Here is a 16,921-nt window from a genome sequence, read left to right as displayed (position 1 = left end):
TGACCCCCACCTCACCCCGCCGCGACGGCCAGCGGGGCGGGGGCCCCCAGCACATCGGAGAGCAGTTGGGCGCACCACTGCAGCAGCGCCTGGTCACGCAGCGGCTCGCCGCCGATCCGACGGGTGCTCGGCCGGGGCACGCTGACCTGGTCGTTGGCCTGCTTGTAGACCGCGTCCGGGTGGTAGCGCTTCAGCCGTAGCTGCTTGGAGTCGGGCAGCGGCAGCGGCCCGAACCGCACGTGCTTGCCCTGCATGGTCACGTCGGTCAGGCCGTACCGGCGGGCCAGCAGGCGGAACCGGGCCACCTCCACCAGGTTCTGCACCGGGGCGGGAGGCTCGCCGTACCGGTCGGTCATCTCGGCGATCACCTCGTGCAGCCGCTCCTCGTCGCGCGCCTCGGCGAGCTTGCGGTACATCTCCAGGCGCAGCCGCTCCACGCTCACGTAGTCGTGCGGCAGGTGCGCGTCGATCGGCAGGTCGATCTTGACGTCGGGCTCCTCCTCCGACCGCTCACCCTTGAACGCGGAGACCGCCTCGCCGACCATCCGCACGTACAGGTCGAAGCCGACGCCCTCGATGTGCCCGGACTGCTCGCCGCCGAGCAGGTTGCCGGCGCCCCGGATCTCCAGGTCCTTCATCGCCACGTACATGCCGGCACCCAGCTCGGTGTGCTGCGCGATGGTCGCCAACCGCTCGTGGGCGTGCTCGGTGAGCGGCTTCTCCGGCGGATAGAGGAAGTACGCGTACGCCCGCTCACGGCCTCGGCCGACCCGGCCGCGGATCTGGTGCAGCTGGGCCAGACCGAGCAGGTCGGCCCGCTCCACGATCAGCGTGTTGGCGTTCGGGATGTCGATGCCCGACTCGACGATCGTGGTGCAGACCAGAACGTCGAACTCCTTCTCCCAGAAGCCGACCATGACCTTCTCCAGGGCTTCCTCGCCCATCTGCCCGTGCGCCACCGCGACCCGCGCCTCGGGCACCAGCTCCCGCAACCGCCGCGCCGCACGGTCGATCGACTCGACCCGGTTGTGCAGGTAGAAGACCTGCCCGTCGCGAAGCAACTCGCGGTGGATGGACGCGGCCACCTGCCGGTCGTCCTGCGCGCCGACGAAGGTGAGCACCGGGTGCCGCTCCTCCGGCGGGGTGGCGATGGTGGACATCTCCCGGATGCCGGTGATCGCCATCTCCAGGGTCCGTGGGATCGGGGTGGCCGACATGCTGAGCACGTCGACCGACGCGCGCAGCGTCTTCAGGTGCTCCTTGTGCTCGACACCGAACCGCTGCTCCTCGTCCACGACCACCAGACCCAGCTGCTTGAACCGGGTGGCGGTCTGGAGCAGCCGATGGGTGCCGATGACGATGTCGACGGTGCCGTCGGCGACCATCTCCAGCGTCCGCTCGGTCTCCTTCGGCGTCTGGAACCGGGACAGCTGCCGGATCTGGACCGGGAACTGGCTCATCCGCTCGGCGAACGTGTTGTAGTGCTGCTGCACCAGCAACGTGGTCGGCACCAGCACCGCCACCTGCTTGCCGTCCTGCACCGCCTTGAACGCCGCCCGGACCGCGATCTCGGTCTTGCCGTAGCCGACGTCGCCGCAGATCAGCCGGTCCATCGGGACGGTCTGCTCCATGTCCCGCTTGACCTCGTCGATCGCGGCGAGCTGGTCCGGTGTCTCCTGCCAGGGGAAGGCGTCCTCCAGCTCCCGCTGCCACGGGGTGTCCGGACCGAACGAGTGGCCCTTCGACGCCTTGCGGGCGGCGTACAGCTGGATCAGTTGCGCGGCGATCTCCCGGACCGCCTTACGGGCCCGAGCCTTGGACTTCTGCCAGTCCGAGCCACCCATCTTGTGCAGGGTCGGCTGCTCGCCGCCCACGTAGCGGGAGAGCTGGTCGAGCTGGTCGGTCGGGACGAAGAGTCGGTCGCCGGGCTGGCCCCGCTTGCTGGCCGCGTACTCGATGACCAGGTATTCGCGGCTGGCGCCGTTGACCGTGCGCTGCACCAGCTCCACGTACCGGCCGATGCCGTGCTGCTCGTGCACCACGTGGTCGCCGGCTTTCAGCTCCAGCGGGTCGATGGTGTTGCGCCGCCGGCTCGGCATCTTGCGCATGTCCCGGGTCGAGGTGCCTCGACCGCCGGTCACGTCGTTGCCGGTGAGCAGCACGAAGCGGGACGCCTCGTCGACGAACCCGCTGCTCAGCGCACCACAGGTGACCACCAGCTCGCCCGGTGCGGGCGCTGTCGGCACCTCGTCGGTGAGCCGGGCGCCCAGGCCGGCGTCGCGCAGCACCTCCACTGCCCGCTGGGCAGGGCCGTGCCCCTCGAAGACCAACGCGATCGACCAGCCCTCGCCGGCCCAGCGCTTGAGGTCGTCGACCACCCGCGTGGTCTCGCCGTGGTAGAGCGGGGCCGGCTGAGCGGACAGGGTCACCGCGATGGCGTCGTCCGGGGTGACGGCGGTCTGCTCCGGCGCGTCCTCCCAGGGCTGCCGCGTCTCGGCCGTCTCCGCCTCGACGAGGCCGAACGGGGACAGCGTCCACCACGGCTGACCGAGCTTGCCGGCGGTGGCGCGGACCTCGCCCAGGGTGCGGAAGGCGGCAGCGCCGACGTCCACCGGGGCTTGGCCGCCGACCGCGGCGGCGGCCCAGCTGGCCTGAAGGAACTCCTCCGAGGTACGCACCAGATCGTGCGCCCTCGTGCGGATCCGCTCGGGGTCGCAGAGCAGCACATGGGTGCCGGCCGGCATGGCGTCCAGCAGCAGCTCCAGCGAGTCGGGGCCGACCAGCACCGGTGCCAGCGACTCCATCCCCTCCACCGGGATGCCCTCGGCCAGCTTGTCCAGGATCTCGGCCAGCTCGGGGTGCTGCTCGGCGAGCGCGGCGGCCCGGTCGCGGACCGGCTGGGTGAGCAACAGCTCACGGCAGGGCGGTGCCCAGAGCAGCGGAACCTGCTCGATGGTCCGCTGGTCGGCGACGGCGAAGGTGCGAATCTCCTCCACCTCGTCGCCCCAGAACTCGACCCGGGACGGGTGCTCGTCGGTGGGCGGGAAGACGTCCAGGATGCCGCCACGCACCGCGAACTCGCCGCGCTTGGTGACCAGGTCGACCCGGGCGTACGCCATGTCGATCAACCGGCGGGCGACCTCCTCCAGGTCGGCCTCCTCGCCCGCGGCGAGCTGCACCGGCTCCAGGTCGCCGAGCCCCTTGAGCTGCGGTTGGAGCAGCGAGCGGACCGGAGCCACGACCACCCGCAGCGGACCGGTGCTGCCGTGCGCGTCGGCCGAGTCAGGGTGCGCCAGCCGGCGCAGCACGGCCAGCCTGCGGCCCACCGTGTCCGAGCGTGGGGAGAGCCGCTCGTGGGGCAGCGTCTCCCAGGAGGGGAAGACCACCACCTGCTCCGCCGGGAGCAACCCGCCCAGAGCGGCGGCCAGGTCATCGGCCTCACGGGTGGTGGCGGTCACCGCCAGCACCGGCCGCCCGGCCCCGCCCCCGTTCTTGCCGTTGCCGGTGCCGTCGGGGTCGGCCGCGACGGCGGCCACCGCGAACGGGCGCAGCGCCGCCGGGGCGGTGATGTCGAGGCCGTCGACCTGGGCGGCACCGGAGCGCGCCAGGTCACGCGCCCGGGCCAGCCCCGGGTCGGCCAGGGCGGCGGAGAACAGTCCGGTGAGCAAGGGAATCCTTCCAGGGGAGTCGACGCACACGACGGCGGCCCCTCGTCCAGTCGGACGGGGGGTGCACGACAACCAGCCTATCCCCGCCCACCGACACGCACCCCCTTCCGCGCAGGTCCGCGTCGCATCGCGCCCACCCCGCCCAACTACCCGCCCCCGACCTGTCCGCTCCGCCGCCAGGCCGCCCCGCCCGGCCTGCCCGCCCGCCGCCGGGCCGCCTCGCCCGGCCTGCCTGCCCGCCCCGCCTGCCCACCCCGCCCCCGGACCGCCCCGCCCGGCCTGCCCGCCCGCCTGCCCGCTCCACCGCCGGGCCGCCCCGCCCGGCCTGCCCGCCCGCCCCGCCCACCGGAACAAGATCGGCGCAACTTCCCGGAAACTGCTGCTTCCGGGACGCGGGAGGCAGCAGTTTCCCCGATGTTGTGTGGATCTTGGTCCGGTGGGCGGGAGAACAGCGGCTCCCCTGACGATGTGCGGATCTTGTCGGCGTGCGGGTGCCCGCGGAGGCCGGAGGCCAGCCGGCTCGACCCCGCCGAGCGCACACGTAACCGCCCCGAAGGGGCGGTCGCACTGCCGCCAGCGGGCACCGTCCGTCAAGATCGCGCTCGATCCAGGATGTAGTGGCCTCGGAGCCGGCGGATCGCACTCTTTCCTGGATCGAGCGCGATCTCCCCCGGTTAGCGCGATCTGGCGGGCTCGAGGACGCGGACCGCAGGCGACAGCGCGGTCGGGCGAGCACCGACCGGGCCGTGGCGACGGGACCCGGGGCGACCCGGACCAGGGGCGACCCGACCAGGGGCGTTCGGGCGAGCACCGACCGGACCCGGGGCGGTCGGACCCGTGGCGGCCGGACCCGTGGCGGCCCGACCAGGAGCGGACCGACCAGGAGCGACCCGACCAGGAGCGACCCGACCCGCGGCGACCGGACCAGGGGCGGTCGGACCAGGGGCGGTCGGACCAGGGGCGGTCGGACCAGGGGCGGTTGGGCCAGGGGCGACCCGATCAGGGGCGACCGGACCCGGGCGTGGATCTTGACGATGGCTGGGCTTCGTGGTCGGGTGTCGGGATGGGTGAGCAGTGGCGGGCACAGTTCGACGCGGAGGTGAGCTTCGCCAACGGCGGCGGGCTGCGCACCGAGGGATTCCGGCTGGACATTCCGGGGCAGCAGATCACCGACGACGACCTGGCGGCGTTGTTCGTCCGGCATCTCGGGCTGTTGATGGTCGCCGACGTCCGGATCGGCGCAAAGACGATCATCGAGGAGCCGCACAAGGGCGGCCGGGGCGTCGTCGGCGGCGGCTCCGGCACCGGTCGTCGGCTGGTCGAGTTGAGCCATGTGATCAGCGACGGGATGACCACCCTGCCCGGCTGGCCGGGGCCGCGGATCGACGATTGGCTGACCTTCGCGGCGTCCCGGGCGAACTATGCGCCGGGCACCGAGTTCCACGTTGCCCGGATCGACATGATCGCCAACACCGGCACGTACGTGGACACTCCCGCCCATCGCTGGGCCGGCGGCGACGACCTGACCGGGGTGTCGCTGGACCGGCTCGCCGACCTACCCGGGGTGGTGGTGCGGGTGCCGGCCGACACCCGGGCCGTGGACCGGTTGATGCTGGCACCGTACGAGGTGGCCGGGCGCGCGGTGCTGCTGCACACCGGGTGGGATGAGCACTTCGGCACCGAGCGGTACGGCGCGCCGGAAGCGCCGTACCTCACCGGGGACGCCGCCCAGGCGTTGGCCGACGCCGGTGCGGCTCTGGTCGGCATCGACTCGATCAACATCGACGACATGAGCCCGGCGGCCGGAGGCGTACGCCCCGCGCACAGCACACTGCTCGCCGCCGGCATCCCCATCGTGGAGCACCTGACCGGCCTGGACGCGCTGCCGCCGAGCGGGTTCCGGTTCACCGCGGCCCCACCGATGGTGGCCGGCATGGGCACCTTCCCGGTCCGCGCCTTCGCCGTCGTCGGCGCCTGAGCACCCTCAGTACCGCACCGCGATCCGGCGCTCGACGGCGTCGACCCGGATCTCCCCTCCGTACGGGATGATCAGCTGTGGGTCGGTGTGGCCGAGGTCGACGTCGAAGACCACCACCGCGTCCGGGTTGTACGACGCCAGCGCGCGGGTGATCGCCTCCCGCTGAGCCTCGCACCAGGCCAGCCGTTCCGGCACCGACAGCGGCTTGTCGAAGTGCCACGCCTTGGGGCGGCCGACGACGATCGCCGGGAAGGCGGCGAGCAGGCCCCGCTCCCCCATGTTCCGCACGATCCGGAACACCTCCTGGGCGCTGGGCATCTCCTGGGAGGTCTCGAAGATCAGCACGGATCCGGCCAACTCGTCGGCGGTTGGCACCCGGTCGGTGGCCATCAGCCAGTGCAGGATCTCCAGGCAGCCGCCCCAGGTGCGCCCCCGCACCACCCGCGCCGGCCCCTGCCAGCGCCAACCCTCGCCGGGCAGCATCTCCGGCTCATGGGCCAACGTCTCCGGCTCGGTCCAGGGGTTCGGCCGGTCACCCCATTCGGGCGCGGGCGTCAACTCGTACCAGTCGGTGGTGAAGAGGGCGGCGCGCAGCGAGTCGAAGGTCAGCGCGTGCGGCGAGCCGGGCCGGCCGATGTGCACCAGCACCGACCCACCGTGGTACGCGACGATGCCCAGCCGGTACAGGTGGTTGAGCACGTTGGTGTTGTCGGAGTAGCCGAAGTAGGGCTTGGGGTTGGCGCGCAGCACGTCGTCGTCGAGGTACGGAGTGACCGTGATCAGGTCGTTCCCGCCGACCGTGGCGAGCACCGCCGTGATGCTCGGGTCGGCGAAGGCTGCGGTCAGGTCTCGGGCGCGGTCGCGCGGGTCCGCCCCCAGGACCCGGGTGGTCGGATACTCCACCGGCTCCAGGCCGAACTCCTCGCGCAGCCGGCGCAGCCCCAACTCGTACACGTGGGGGAAGATCGCCGGCAGGCCGGCGGAGGGCGACACGATGGCGACCCGGTCGCCCGGCTTCGGCTTGGTGGGATATCGCGGCACGTCCATGATCAGACGGTAGTGGTCGGTGCCAGCGAATTACCGCCCGGCGAAACGCCGCAAGCAGGGCGAATACCGCCCTAGGCTGGCCTGGTGGACGAGGCGCCGGAGGTCGGGGTACGCGACTCCCTGCCCCGCACCGCCGGCCTGCTGCTCGGCACCCTGGTGTTGGCTGCCGCGTTCATCGCCGCCTACGTCGGCGCGCTGCACCAGCCCAACCCCCGCGATGTGCCGGTCGGTGTGGCGATGGGCGACCAGCCCGCGCGCACCGTCCTGGCCGCCGTCCGCGAGCGCACCCACAAGATCAAGCCCATCGAGTACGACGACCCGGGCGCTGCCGACGACGGCCTGACCAGCCGTGAGGTGTACGCGGTGCTCGGCTCCGCGCCCGACGGCGGGCTCGTCCTGACCACCGCCAGCGCCAGCGCCCCGGCCGCCACCGACCTGGTCATCCAGGTGCTCACCAGCGCCGCCCAGCAGGCCGGTATGCCGCTGCGGGTGACCGATGAGGTGCCGGTGGCCGGCAGCGACCCGCGCGGACTGGTGCCGTTCTACCTGGCCATCGGGTACGTCCTCGGCGGTTATCTGGCCTCGACCGTGCTCGGCATCTCCGTCGGCACCGCCCCGCGCACCCTGCGCCGCGCCGGCCTGCGGATCGGCGCGCTCGCGGTGTACAGCGTGGTGCTCGGCATCGTCGGCGCGGTGATCGTCGGGCCGGTGCTGGACGTCTGGGATCACGACGTCCCGGCCATCGCCGGCACCGGCATGCTGGCCGTCTTCGCCGCCGCGATGGTCGCCGCAGCGGTTCAGGGCTGGCTGGGCGTGCTCGGTACCGGGCTGGTCATCCTGCTGCTGGTCGTGCTCGGCAACCCGGGCTCCGGCGGCATCTACGCCCCCGAGTTCCTGCCCACCTGGCTGCGCGGGATGCACCGGTGGAACGTGCCCGGGCTCGCCACCGACCTGATCAAGTCGGCGGTGTACTTCGACCGGCGCTCGATCGGCTGGCCGGTGACCGGGCTCGCGCTCTGGGCGGCGCTGGGCCTGGTGGCGTTGCTCGGCGCGACTCTGGTCCGCGGCCGTCGTGCGCCCGCCCGCCGGGAGACCTGAGCTGATCTCCGAGGTGTTCCGCGTCACGGCGCGCCATCGGGAGAGCCCCTCCTGCCACCCGGCCCCGCGCGGATACGATCCAGGGAGTCGGACAGCGCTGTCCTTCGTACTCACGTAAGGAGCGCATCGTGACCGACCAGCATGACCACGACGGCCCGGACGCCGCACTGCGCGCCGACATCCGCCGGCTCGGCACCCTGCTCGGGCAGACCCTGGCCCGCCAGGAGGGTCGCCCGCTGCTCGACCTCGTCGAGGAGATCCGCGCCCAGGTGCGCACCGACGCCCCGGCTGCCGCCCAGCGCCTCGGCGGGCTGGACGTGACCACCGGCACGAAGCTGGCCCGCGCCTTCTCCACCTACTTCCACCTGGCCAACATCACCGAGCAGGTGCACCGCGCGCGGGACCTGCGCCGCCGCCGCGCCGTGCAGGGCGGCTGGCTGGACCAGGCGGCCAAGATGATCGCCGAGCGCGGGGTGCCGGCCGAGGAGATCGCCAACGCGGCCCGTCGGCTGGCGGTCCGGCCCGTCTTCACCGCCCACCCGACCGAGGCGGCCCGCCGCTCGATCCTGTCCAAGCTGCGGGCAATCGCCGACGAGTTGGACACCGAGACCGCCAACGCGATCCTCTACGGCGCCAGCGACGAGGGCCCGGCGAACCGCCGGCTGGCCGAACTGCTGGACCTGATGTGGCAGACCGACGAGCTGCGACTGGACCGGCCGGACCCGACCGACGAGGCCCGCAACGCCATCTACTACCTGCGCGACCTGTACGCCGAGGCCGCCCCCCAGGTGCTCGACGACCTGGCCGACACGTTGCGCACGCTCGGCGTGGAAACCTCGCCGACGGCCCGCCCGCTGAGCTTCGGCACCTGGATCGGCGGCGACCGGGACGGCAACCCGTTCGTCACCCCGGCGGTGACCCGTGACGTGCTGGCCATCCAGCACGAGCACGGCATCGCGGCCACCGAGAAGGCGATGGACCACCTGATCAACGAGGTCTCGGTCTCCCGCCGGCTGCGCGGGGTGTCGCTGGACCTCTCCGCCAGCCTCGCCACCGACCTGGACGCGCTGCCCGAGGTCGCGCTCCGGTTCCGCAGGGTCAACGCGGAGGAGCCGTACCGGCTCAAGGCACGCTGCGTGAAGGCGAAGCTCGCCAACACCCGGCAGAGGTTGCGCCAGGGCACCGCGCACGTGCCGGGCCGGGACTACCGGGGCTCCGCCGAGCTGATCGCCGACCTGGATCTGCTGCGCGCCTCGCTGGCCCGCAACGCTGGGCAGCTCACCGCCGTCGGCCGGCTGGCCTCCACCATCCGTACGGTCTCCGCGTTCGGCCTGCACCTGGCCACCATGGACGTACGGGAGCACGCCGAGGCGCACCACACGGTGCTCGCCCAGCTCTACGAGGCCGTCGGTGAGGTCTCCGACTACCCGGCGCTGAGCCGGCTGGAGCGCACCAAACTGCTCGCCGACGAGCTGACCGGCCGCCGTCCGCTGTCCACGGTGGACACCGCGTTGTCCGAGCCGGCCCGCAAGACGTTCGACGTGTTCAGCACCATCCGGGAGGCACAGGACCGGTTCGGCACCGAGGTCATCGAGTCGTACATCATCTCGATGACCCTGGGCGTCGACGACGTGCTGGCCGCGGTGGTGCTGGCCCGCGAGGCCGGCCTGGTGGACGTGCACAGTGGGCGGGCCCGGGTCGGGTTCGTGCCGCTGTTGGAGACCCCGGCCGAGCTGAACGCCGGTGGCGAAATGCTCGACGAGCTGCTGTCGCTGCCCGCGTATCGCGCGCTGGTGACCGCCCGAGGCGACGTGCAGGAGGTCATGCTCGGCTACTCCGACTCGAACAAGGAGGCCGGGATCACCACCAGCCAGTGGTCGATCCACCGGGCGCAGCGCGCCCTGCGCGACGTGGCCGCCCGACACGGCGTACACCTGCGGCTGTTCCATGGTCGAGGCGGCACGGTCGGGCGCGGCGGCGGGCCGACGCACGAGGCGATCCTGGCCCAGCCGTACGGCACGCTGGACGGCGCGATCAAGGTGACCGAGCAGGGTGAGGTGATCTCCGACAAGTACACCCTGCCCTCACTGGCCCGGGAGAACCTGGAGCTCACCCTCGCCGCCGTGCTCCAGGCGACCCTGCTGCACACCGCACCTCGGCAGCCGGCCGAGATGTTGGAACGCTGGGACGCGACGATGGACGTGGTCTCCGAATCGGCGTACCAGTCCTACCGGTCGCTCGTCGAGGACCCGGACCTGCCGGCGTACTTCTGGGCGTCCACCCCCACCGAACTGCTCGGCGCACTGAACATCGGCTCCCGGCCGGCGAAGCGCCCGAACACCGGCGCGGGCCTGTCCGGTCTGCGGGCCATTCCGTGGGTGTTCGGGTGGACGCAGACCCGGCAGATCGTGCCGGGCTGGTTCGGCGTCGGCTCCGGGCTGGCCGCCGCCCGTGAGGCCGGGCTGGCGGACGTGCTGGCCGAGATGCACCGCAACTGGCACTTCTTCCGCACGTTCCTGTCGAACGTCGAGATGATGGTGACCAAGACCGACTTGAGCATCGCCCGCCGGTACGTCGAGACGCTGGTGCCGGAGAAGCTGCACCCGATCTTCGAGCAGATCGAGCGGGAGTACGAGCTGACCAAGCGGGAGGTGCTGGCCGTGACCGCCTCGCCCGCCCTGCTGGAAAACTCGCCGGTGCTCCAGCGCACCCTGGCCGTGCGGGACACCTACCTGGAGCCGCTGCACCACCTCCAGGTGGCGCTGCTGCGGCAGTACCGGGAGTCGGGTGCCGCCGGACGGGCGGTGGCCACCGCGCCGGGCGGCCGACGTGCCCCGAGCGACGGCACCGCCCTGGAGCGGGCACTGCTCACCACGGTGAACGGCATCGCCGCCGGGATGCGCAACACCGGCTGATCAGCGGAACGGAAAACAGGCCCCGGTCACTACGACCGGGGCCTGTTTTCGCAGGTCGTTCAGCGACGATCAGAAGTCGCCGCCACCGAAGTCACCACCACCGAAGTCCCCGCCACCAAAGCCACCGCCACCGAAGTCACCACCGCCAAAGTCACCACCGGCGTAGTCGCCACCGCCGAAGTCCCCGCCGCCGTCACCACCCTGGTCGCCGCCGCCGAAGTCCTGGTCGCCGCCGTCCCCGCCCTGATCGACGCCGTCGCCGAAGCCCTCCTGGTAGCCCTCGTCGTAGCCGTACCCGGGGTCGGCGAAGGCGGGCGAGAACAGCGCGTCGGCGATCAGGATGCCGCCGAGCACCCCGGCGCCGGCGCCCAGCGCCGTCTTCCACCACGGCGTCGAATACCAGCCGGCCGGCACCGGCCGGCCCTGATAACGCCCACCGGGGTAGTAGTAGGGCGTCTCCCGGCCGGGTTGCGGGCCAGCCCGGAAGGTCTGCCCCTGCACGTCGACCTCGCGCTCCTTGGTGAGCTGCCCCACGCCGCGGGCGGCGGCCAACTGCGGCACCTCGGGGCCCGGATCGATGCCCAGCGCGGTACGCGCCGCCCGGATGTACGCCAGCCCTTCCAGCGCGGTCTCCCGGGCCAGCCCGAACTGGTGCGGCGTGCGCGCCTGCTCCAACTGCGAGCCCGCCGCGTTGTACCGCTCACCGGCGTCGGCCAGCGCCTGGCGTACCGCCGGCTCGTCACCCTGCAGGTTCATCAACTGGCCGCCGAGGCGCTCGTACCACCGTTGCGCCTCCGCGCGGGCGTCGCCGAGCTCGGTGCGCCGGCGGGCGGTGGCCTGGGCCCGGATGAGCGCCGAGGCGCCCAACGCGCCGACCACCACGACGGCAAGGCAGAGCACAAGTTCCATGTCATCGAACGTACCCCCGGCTCGCACGTCGTATCCGTCTGGCAAGCTCCGGTGATGGACGTCTCGACGCTGCTCCTGGTGATCGTGTGCCTCGGCGCTGGCGTGGCGGTGGGCTGGTTCGCGGCCACGTCCCGGTCGGCGGCCGACATCGCACGCCTCGATGCCACCCTGACCGCCACCCGGGAGGGCGAGGGCCGGCTGGAGCAGTCCATGCGGGCCTTGAGCTACGAGGCCACCGCGCAGTCCCAGGAAGCGGTGGCCCGGGCGGTCGCGCCGCTGCACGAAACCCTGCACCGCTACGAGCAGCGGGTGGCCGAGCTGGAGCACGACCGGGTCGACGCGTACGCCGAGCTGCGCGAGCAGGTCCGGTCGATGAGCGCGGTCTCCGGTGAGCTGCGCACCGAGACCAAGCAGTTGGTGGCGGCGCTGCGGGCGCCACAGGTGCGGGGCCGCTGGGGTGAGCACCAGCTACGCCGGATCGTCGAGGCCGCCGGGATGCTGGAGCACTGCGACTTCTCCGAGCAGGTCACCGCCGCCACCGACCAGCAGGTCGTCCGCCCGGATCTGGTGGTCCGGCTGCACGGCGGCCGATCGGTGGTGGTGGACGCCAAGGCGCCGTTCGACGCGTACCTGACGGCCATGGAGGCCCGCGACGAGCGCGGCCGGGACACCCACCTCGACGCGCACGCCCGACACCTGCGGGGGCACGTCGACGCCCTGGCCGCCAAGTCGTACTGGTCGGCGTTCGACAACTCACCGGAGTTCGTGGTGCTGTTCGTCCCCGCCGATCCGTTCCTCGACGTCGCGCTCCAGCGTGACCCGACGCTGCTGGAGCACGCCTTCACCCGCAACGTGGTGCTGGCCACGCCGGCCACGCTGGTCGCCCTGCTTCGGACGGTCGCCTACTCCTGGCGGCAGGAAGCTCTGGCCCGCAACGCGCTCGCGGTGCACACCCTGGCCCGGGAGCTGTACGGCCGGCTCTCCACCCTGGGCGACCACGTGGGCAAGCTCGGGTCGTCGCTGGCCGGTGCGGTGACGGCGTACAACCGGGCGGTCGGCTCGTTGGAGGCCCGGGTGCTGGTCAGCGCCCGCAAGCTCGCCGAGCTGGGCGTCTCGGACCAGACGTTGGCCACGCCCCCGCAGGTCGAGTTGACGCCCCGACAGCCGCAGGCACCCGAGCTGGTCGATCCGGCCGACGACGAGGTCTCGGCCCGCTAGACCACCACGCAACCCACCAGCGGATGGTCAGGACCGGCTGGCGCTCGACACAACAAACGGGGTGCCCTGCTGGCAGGTGGTCATCATGTCGGGCTCCACCCGACCGGTGACCTCGACCCGCGCACCCGGCATCAGCACGTCACGCGGGCCGCCGAGAAGCAGGTAACCGTCGAGCAGCACGCAGTTGGGCTCCACGCCGCTCTGCACCGTGCCGGTCAGGCTGGTGTTCCCGACACCTGGGGGCGTACTCGGGCCGCCCGGCTTCCCGGTCTTCGGGCCTGATGGCGGGGTGGGGTCGACGGTCGATGGCGAGGCGGTCGGGTCGGGCGTGGGCTGGCTGGTCGCCGGCTGCGCTCCCGACGGGGTCGGTGTGGGTGTGCCGCCGCCGGCGTCCTGACTGCCGCAGGCGCTCAACGCCACGCAGACGGCCAGCGCGGGAACGGCGAGCCGAAAGATCCTCATGCCGAATCTGACGTACGCCGGGCCGAGTTCGTTCCCATGCTCAGCCGCGCGCCGCGGCGGCCTTCATGTCCCGCCTCAGCTCCTGCGGAAGCGAGAACGTGAGCCGCTCGTTGGCGGTGGTGATCTCCTCGACGTCGGCGAAGCCCCGTGCGGCGAGGTGGACCAGCACCTCCTGGACCAGGTCGTCCGGGACGCTCGCGCCAGAGGTCAGGCCGACCGTGGTGGCCCCCTCCAGCCAGGCGTCGTCGATCTCGTGGGCGAAGTCGACCAGGTGACCGGCGCGGGCGCCCGCGTCCAGGGCGACCTCGACCAGGCGGACCGAGTTGGAGGAGTTCGTCGAGCCCACGACGATCACCACGTCGCAGTCGGCGGCGATCTCCTTGACCACATGCTGCCGGTTGGAGGTGGCGTAGCAGATGTCGTCGCTGGGCGGGGACTGCAGCAGCGGCAGGCGCTGCTTGAGCCGGGCCACCGTCTCCAGCGTCTCGTCGACCGAGAGCGTGGTCTGGGAAAGCCAGACGACCTTCGCCGGGTCGCGGACGGTGATCTTGTCGGCGTCGTCCGGGCCGTCCACCAGCTGGATGTGCGCGGGGGCCTCACCGGCGGTGCCGACGACCTCCTCGTGCCCCTCGTGGCCGATCAGCAGGATGTCGTAGTCCTCCGCGGCGAACCGCCTCGCCTCGTGGTGCACCTTGGTGACCAGCGGGCAGGTCGCGTCGATCGCCTTCAGCGAGCGCTGCTTCGCCTGCTCGTAGACCTCGGGAGCCACGCCGTGCGCGGAGAAGATGACGGTGGCGCCCTCCGGCACCTCCTCGTTCTCCTCCACGAAGATCGCGCCCTGGGCCTCCAGGGTCTGCACGACGTGCTTGTTGTGCACGATCTGCTTGCGCACGTAGATCGGGGCACCGTAGAGCTTCAGCGCCTCCTCGACGGTCTGCACCGCGCGGTCGACACCCGCGCAGTAGCCGCGGGGCTTGGCCAGGAGCACGCGCTTGCCGGTCCGTGGAGTCGCCTCAGCCTCAGTCACCCGCCCATCGTACGTGCCGGCTCTCCCCCCGGCAGAGCCCGCGACCCACGCACGCCCCCAGGCGACGGCCCGGGTGATCAAGAGGTTTGCGTCAGAAACGCGCCCGGGGGTGACGCAAACCTCTTGATCACCGCGAGGGTCCGTAGGGTGGGTGGGTGAGCACGGGTGGTGGGGCGCGGGGGGATGGGGCGCGGGCGGGGAGCAGCGGGGGTGGCGGGGGCAGCGGGAGTAGTAGCGCTGAGGAGCCCTGGCCGGTGCGGGTGGTCAGCCAGAAGGTGGGGGCATGGATCGCCAAGCTGGGCTGGGTGTGGGTGGACGGGCAGGTGGCGCAGATCAGCCGCCGTCCCGGGGCCAGCACCGTCTTCCTCACCCTGCGTGACCCGTCGGCCGACCTGAGCCTGACCGTCACCACCAACCGGGACGTGCTGGACGCCGGCGCACCGGAGCTGCGCGAGGGCGCCCGCGTGGTGCTGCACGCCAAACCGGAGTTCTACGCCGCCCGGGGCACGCTGAGCCTGCGCGCCGACGAGATCCGACAGGTGGGGCTCGGAGAGCTGTTGGCCCGGCTGGAGAAGCTCAAGAAGCTGCTCGCCGCCGAAGGGCTCTTCGACCGCTCCCGCAAGCGCCGACTGCCGTTCCTACCCGGTCGGATCGGGCTCATCACCGGTCGCGCGTCGGCGGCGGAGCGGGATGTGCTGACCAACGCCCGGCGGCGCTGGCCCGCGGTGGAGTTCCGCACGGTCAACGTGGCCGTGCAGGGCCCGTCCGCGGTGCCGCAGATCGTCGACGCGCTCAAGGTGCTCGACGCCGACCCGACCATCGATGTGATCATCATCGCCCGGGGCGGCGGTGGCATCGAGGACCTGCTGCCCTTCTCCGACGAGGCGCTCTGCCGCGCGGTGTTCGGCTGCCGTACGCCGGTGGTCAGCGCGATCGGCCACGAGACAGACGCGCCGCTGATCGACTACGTCGCCGACGTCCGTGCCTCCACCCCGACCGACGCGGCCAAGCGGGTCGTCCCCGACCTCACCGAGGAGGTACGCCTCATCGGCCAGGCCCGTTCGCGGCTGCAACGGGCGGTGCGCAACCTGGTGGACCGGGAGACGCATCGGCTCGACGGGCTGCGTTCCCGGCCGGTGCTGGCCCGACCTCAGGTGATGGTGGAGCATCGGGCGACCGAGCTGACCGCGCTGCGCCAGCGGGCCGGCCGCTGCCTGGAGCATCGACTCGCCGCCGCCGACGACGACCTGCGGCACACCCTGGCCCGGCTGCGCGCACTCTCCCCCGCCGCCACCCTCGACCGGGGGTACGCGATCGTGCAGCGCGCGGACGGCCACGTGGTCCGGGTGGCAGCGGAGGTGGGCAAGGGCGACCCGTTGCGGGTACGGCTGGCCGACGGCGAGCTGGCCGCGACGGTGGACGGCTGAGTGGCGACGCGGTGACCTGGGGAGCGATGTGCTGAGATGGACGCGATGACTGACGACACGAAGGCCGGGCCGGACGAGCGGCTCAGTTACGAGCAGGCCCGCGCCGAGCTGGCCTCGGTGGTCGAACGGCTGGAGGCCGGCGGCACGTCCCTGGAGGAGTCGCTGGCGCTCTGGGAGCGCGGGGAGAAGCTTGCGGTGATCTGTCAACGCTGGCTGGACGGTGCGCGGGCGCGAATCGACGCTGCCCGGCAGGAGCCCGCTTCCTGACCGCGGGCGGGGCGGCCGGAGCCGCCCCACCCACGTACGACGGTCAGTTGAACAGGCTGTACAGCTCGGCCGGCGCCTCGACGACCTGGTCCGCCGGCGGCTTCTGGGCGGCGGTGGCGGCACCGTAGTCGGAGTACGTCATCCGGATCTCCTGGGCGGCGGCCTGCCCGGCGGCCGGCAGCTGCAGCACCAGCTCGCTGAGGCGGCCCTGCGGGTCCACCTTCGCGGTGAACGGGACCGTCTTCGCCTGGGTGCCCAGCGCGGCGATCGTGGCAGCGTTCAACGAGCCCGCCTCGGCGGCCTTGGTGACGTCGATGGTGCCGGCGTACGTGCCGGTGCCGGTGCTGCGAACCTCGGTGATGCCCTGGGTCAGCACCGCGCTGCCGGCCGGGTCGACCTTGTCGAAGTCGAAGCCGAGATTGCGGTTGCCCTTGATCCGGGCCTGGTCGAGGTGCTGGTACTTGCCGAGGTTGAGCTGCTTGATGGCGGGCAGGCTGTCGGCGGTGGGGCCGGTCAGCTCCAGCTTCACCCAGCTGTCCGGCTTGAAGTGGATCACGTCGAGCTTCATCGCCAGGTCGGACGAGGGGCCGCCGATGGCGAACTTCATCGCCGCGCTCTGGCTCGGCTGGTGCACCTGCCCCTCCGCCGTCGAGCCGGCGCCGGCCAGGGTGAACCGGAAGTTGCCGTTGCTGATCTCCTTGGTGGAGTCGAGCAGGGCCTGCTTGGCGTCGCCCGCCACCGGCGCGCCGCCGGACGGGCTCGCCGTGCCGGACGCGGTCACCGTCGGGGACGCGGTCGATCCGGCGGTGCCGGTTCCACCGCTGGCGCAGGCGGCCAGGGCGGGCGTGATCAGAGCGGCGGCTACCAGGCCGGCGCTGAGTCGTCGAACAGTCATACGTGTCTCC

12 protein-coding genes are annotated in these 16,921 nt (G+C 72.4%); 6 read left to right on the top strand and 6 right to left on the bottom strand.

The genetic code is table 11. The annotated features are described in order from the left end of the window. Positions 1 to 11: 11 nt before the first annotated feature. The gene (gene mfd, locus ABZS37_RS18430; protein ID WP_355170371.1) at positions 12 to 3,668 is read right to left on the bottom strand and encodes a transcription-repair coupling factor; all 3,657 of its coding nucleotides are present in this window, start codon (positions 3,666 to 3,668) and stop codon (positions 12 to 14) included. Positions 3,669 to 4,731: 1,063 nt separating this feature from the next. On the opposite strand from mfd, the gene ABZS37_RS18425 reads away from it, so the two are divergent. Continuing rightward, on the top strand, positions 4,732 to 5,646 hold the full coding sequence (locus ABZS37_RS18425) for a cyclase family protein (RefSeq protein WP_355170369.1): 915 nt from the start codon (positions 4,732 to 4,734) through the stop codon (positions 5,644 to 5,646). 6 nt (positions 5,647 to 5,652) lie between these two features. On the opposite strand, the gene ABZS37_RS18420 is transcribed toward ABZS37_RS18425, so the two are convergent. Beyond that, positions 5,653 to 6,693, bottom strand: coding sequence for a S66 peptidase family protein (locus ABZS37_RS18420; RefSeq protein WP_355170367.1), 1,041 nt, complete (start codon positions 6,691 to 6,693; stop codon positions 5,653 to 5,655). A gap of 84 nt (positions 6,694 to 6,777) precedes the next feature. Here ABZS37_RS18420 and ABZS37_RS18415 point away from each other — a divergent pair, with 84 nt between their 5' ends. Together ABZS37_RS18415 and ppc are read left to right on the top strand one after the other, a co-directional pair. Next, complete coding sequence (locus ABZS37_RS18415) at positions 6,778 to 7,791, top strand: hypothetical protein (protein ID WP_355170365.1); 1,014 nt, start codon at positions 6,778 to 6,780, stop codon at positions 7,789 to 7,791. 128 nt (positions 7,792 to 7,919) lie between these two features. Continuing rightward, positions 7,920 to 10,706: a phosphoenolpyruvate carboxylase gene (ppc, locus tag ABZS37_RS18410; RefSeq protein WP_355170363.1), complete on the top strand. Its 2,787-nt coding sequence runs from the start codon at positions 7,920 to 7,922 to the stop codon at positions 10,704 to 10,706. A gap of 69 nt (positions 10,707 to 10,775) precedes the next feature. On the opposite strand, the gene ABZS37_RS18405 is transcribed toward ppc, so the two are convergent. Further along, positions 10,776 to 11,615 (bottom strand): hypothetical protein, encoded by an 840-nt coding sequence (locus ABZS37_RS18405; RefSeq protein ID WP_355170361.1) that lies wholly within the window; start codon positions 11,613 to 11,615, stop codon positions 10,776 to 10,778. 54 nt (positions 11,616 to 11,669) lie between these two features. On the opposite strand from ABZS37_RS18405, the gene ABZS37_RS18400 reads away from it, so the two are divergent. Beyond that, on the top strand, positions 11,670 to 12,833 hold the full coding sequence (locus ABZS37_RS18400) for a DNA recombination protein RmuC (protein WP_355170359.1): 1,164 nt from the start codon (positions 11,670 to 11,672) through the stop codon (positions 12,831 to 12,833). A gap of 27 nt (positions 12,834 to 12,860) precedes the next feature. Here the strand turns inward: ABZS37_RS18400 and ABZS37_RS18395 are convergent, their stop codons facing one another. Then, positions 12,861 to 13,295: a hypothetical protein gene (locus tag ABZS37_RS18395; RefSeq protein ID WP_355170357.1), complete on the bottom strand. Its 435-nt coding sequence runs from the start codon at positions 13,293 to 13,295 to the stop codon at positions 12,861 to 12,863. 40 nt (positions 13,296 to 13,335) lie between these two features. Then, positions 13,336 to 14,322: a 4-hydroxy-3-methylbut-2-enyl diphosphate reductase gene (locus ABZS37_RS18390; protein ID WP_355170355.1), complete on the bottom strand. Its 987-nt coding sequence runs from the start codon at positions 14,320 to 14,322 to the stop codon at positions 13,336 to 13,338. A gap of 254 nt (positions 14,323 to 14,576) precedes the next feature. On the opposite strand from ABZS37_RS18390, the gene xseA reads away from it, so the two are divergent. Next, positions 14,577 to 15,749: an exodeoxyribonuclease VII large subunit gene (gene xseA / locus ABZS37_RS18385; protein WP_355170353.1), complete on the top strand. Its 1,173-nt coding sequence runs from the start codon at positions 14,577 to 14,579 to the stop codon at positions 15,747 to 15,749. A gap of 45 nt (positions 15,750 to 15,794) precedes the next feature. After that, positions 15,795 to 16,016 (top strand): exodeoxyribonuclease VII small subunit, encoded by a 222-nt coding sequence (locus ABZS37_RS18380; RefSeq protein WP_354995755.1) that lies wholly within the window; start codon positions 15,795 to 15,797, stop codon positions 16,014 to 16,016. Between the two features lie 43 nt (positions 16,017 to 16,059). Here the strand turns inward: ABZS37_RS18380 and ABZS37_RS18375 are convergent, their stop codons facing one another. After that, complete coding sequence (locus tag ABZS37_RS18375; RefSeq protein ID WP_355170351.1) at positions 16,060 to 16,911, bottom strand: hypothetical protein; 852 nt, start codon at positions 16,909 to 16,911, stop codon at positions 16,060 to 16,062. Positions 16,912 to 16,921: the final 10 nt, after the last annotated feature.

Origin of the sequence: Micromonospora sp. NPDC005413, from assembly GCF_040606435.1 — a bacterium.
Taxonomy (GTDB): domain Bacteria; phylum Actinomycetota; class Actinomycetes; order Mycobacteriales; family Micromonosporaceae; genus Micromonospora.
The sequence above is the reverse complement of the archived record's forward strand: the minus strand, read 5'-3'. Positions and strand labels throughout refer to the sequence as shown.

Coding starts and splice junctions, on each gene's coding strand:
- ABZS37_RS18425 (WP_355170369.1), top strand. CDS start 4,732: ATGGGTGAGCAGTGGCGGGCACAGTTCGACGCGGAGGTGAGCTTCGCC.
- ABZS37_RS18420 (WP_355170367.1), bottom strand. CDS start 6,693: ATGGACGTGCCGCGATATCCCACCAAGCCGAAGCCGGGCGACCGGGTC.
- ABZS37_RS18405 (WP_355170361.1), bottom strand. CDS start 11,615: ATGGAACTTGTGCTCTGCCTTGCCGTCGTGGTGGTCGGCGCGTTGGGC.
- ABZS37_RS18400 (WP_355170359.1), top strand. CDS start 11,670: ATGGACGTCTCGACGCTGCTCCTGGTGATCGTGTGCCTCGGCGCTGGC.
- ABZS37_RS18395 (WP_355170357.1), bottom strand. CDS start 13,295: ATGAGGATCTTTCGGCTCGCCGTTCCCGCGCTGGCCGTCTGCGTGGCG.
- ABZS37_RS18380 (WP_354995755.1), top strand. CDS start 15,795: ATGACTGACGACACGAAGGCCGGGCCGGACGAGCGGCTCAGTTACGAG.
- ABZS37_RS18375 (WP_355170351.1), bottom strand. CDS start 16,911: ATGACTGTTCGACGACTCAGCGCCGGCCTGGTAGCCGCCGCTCTGATC.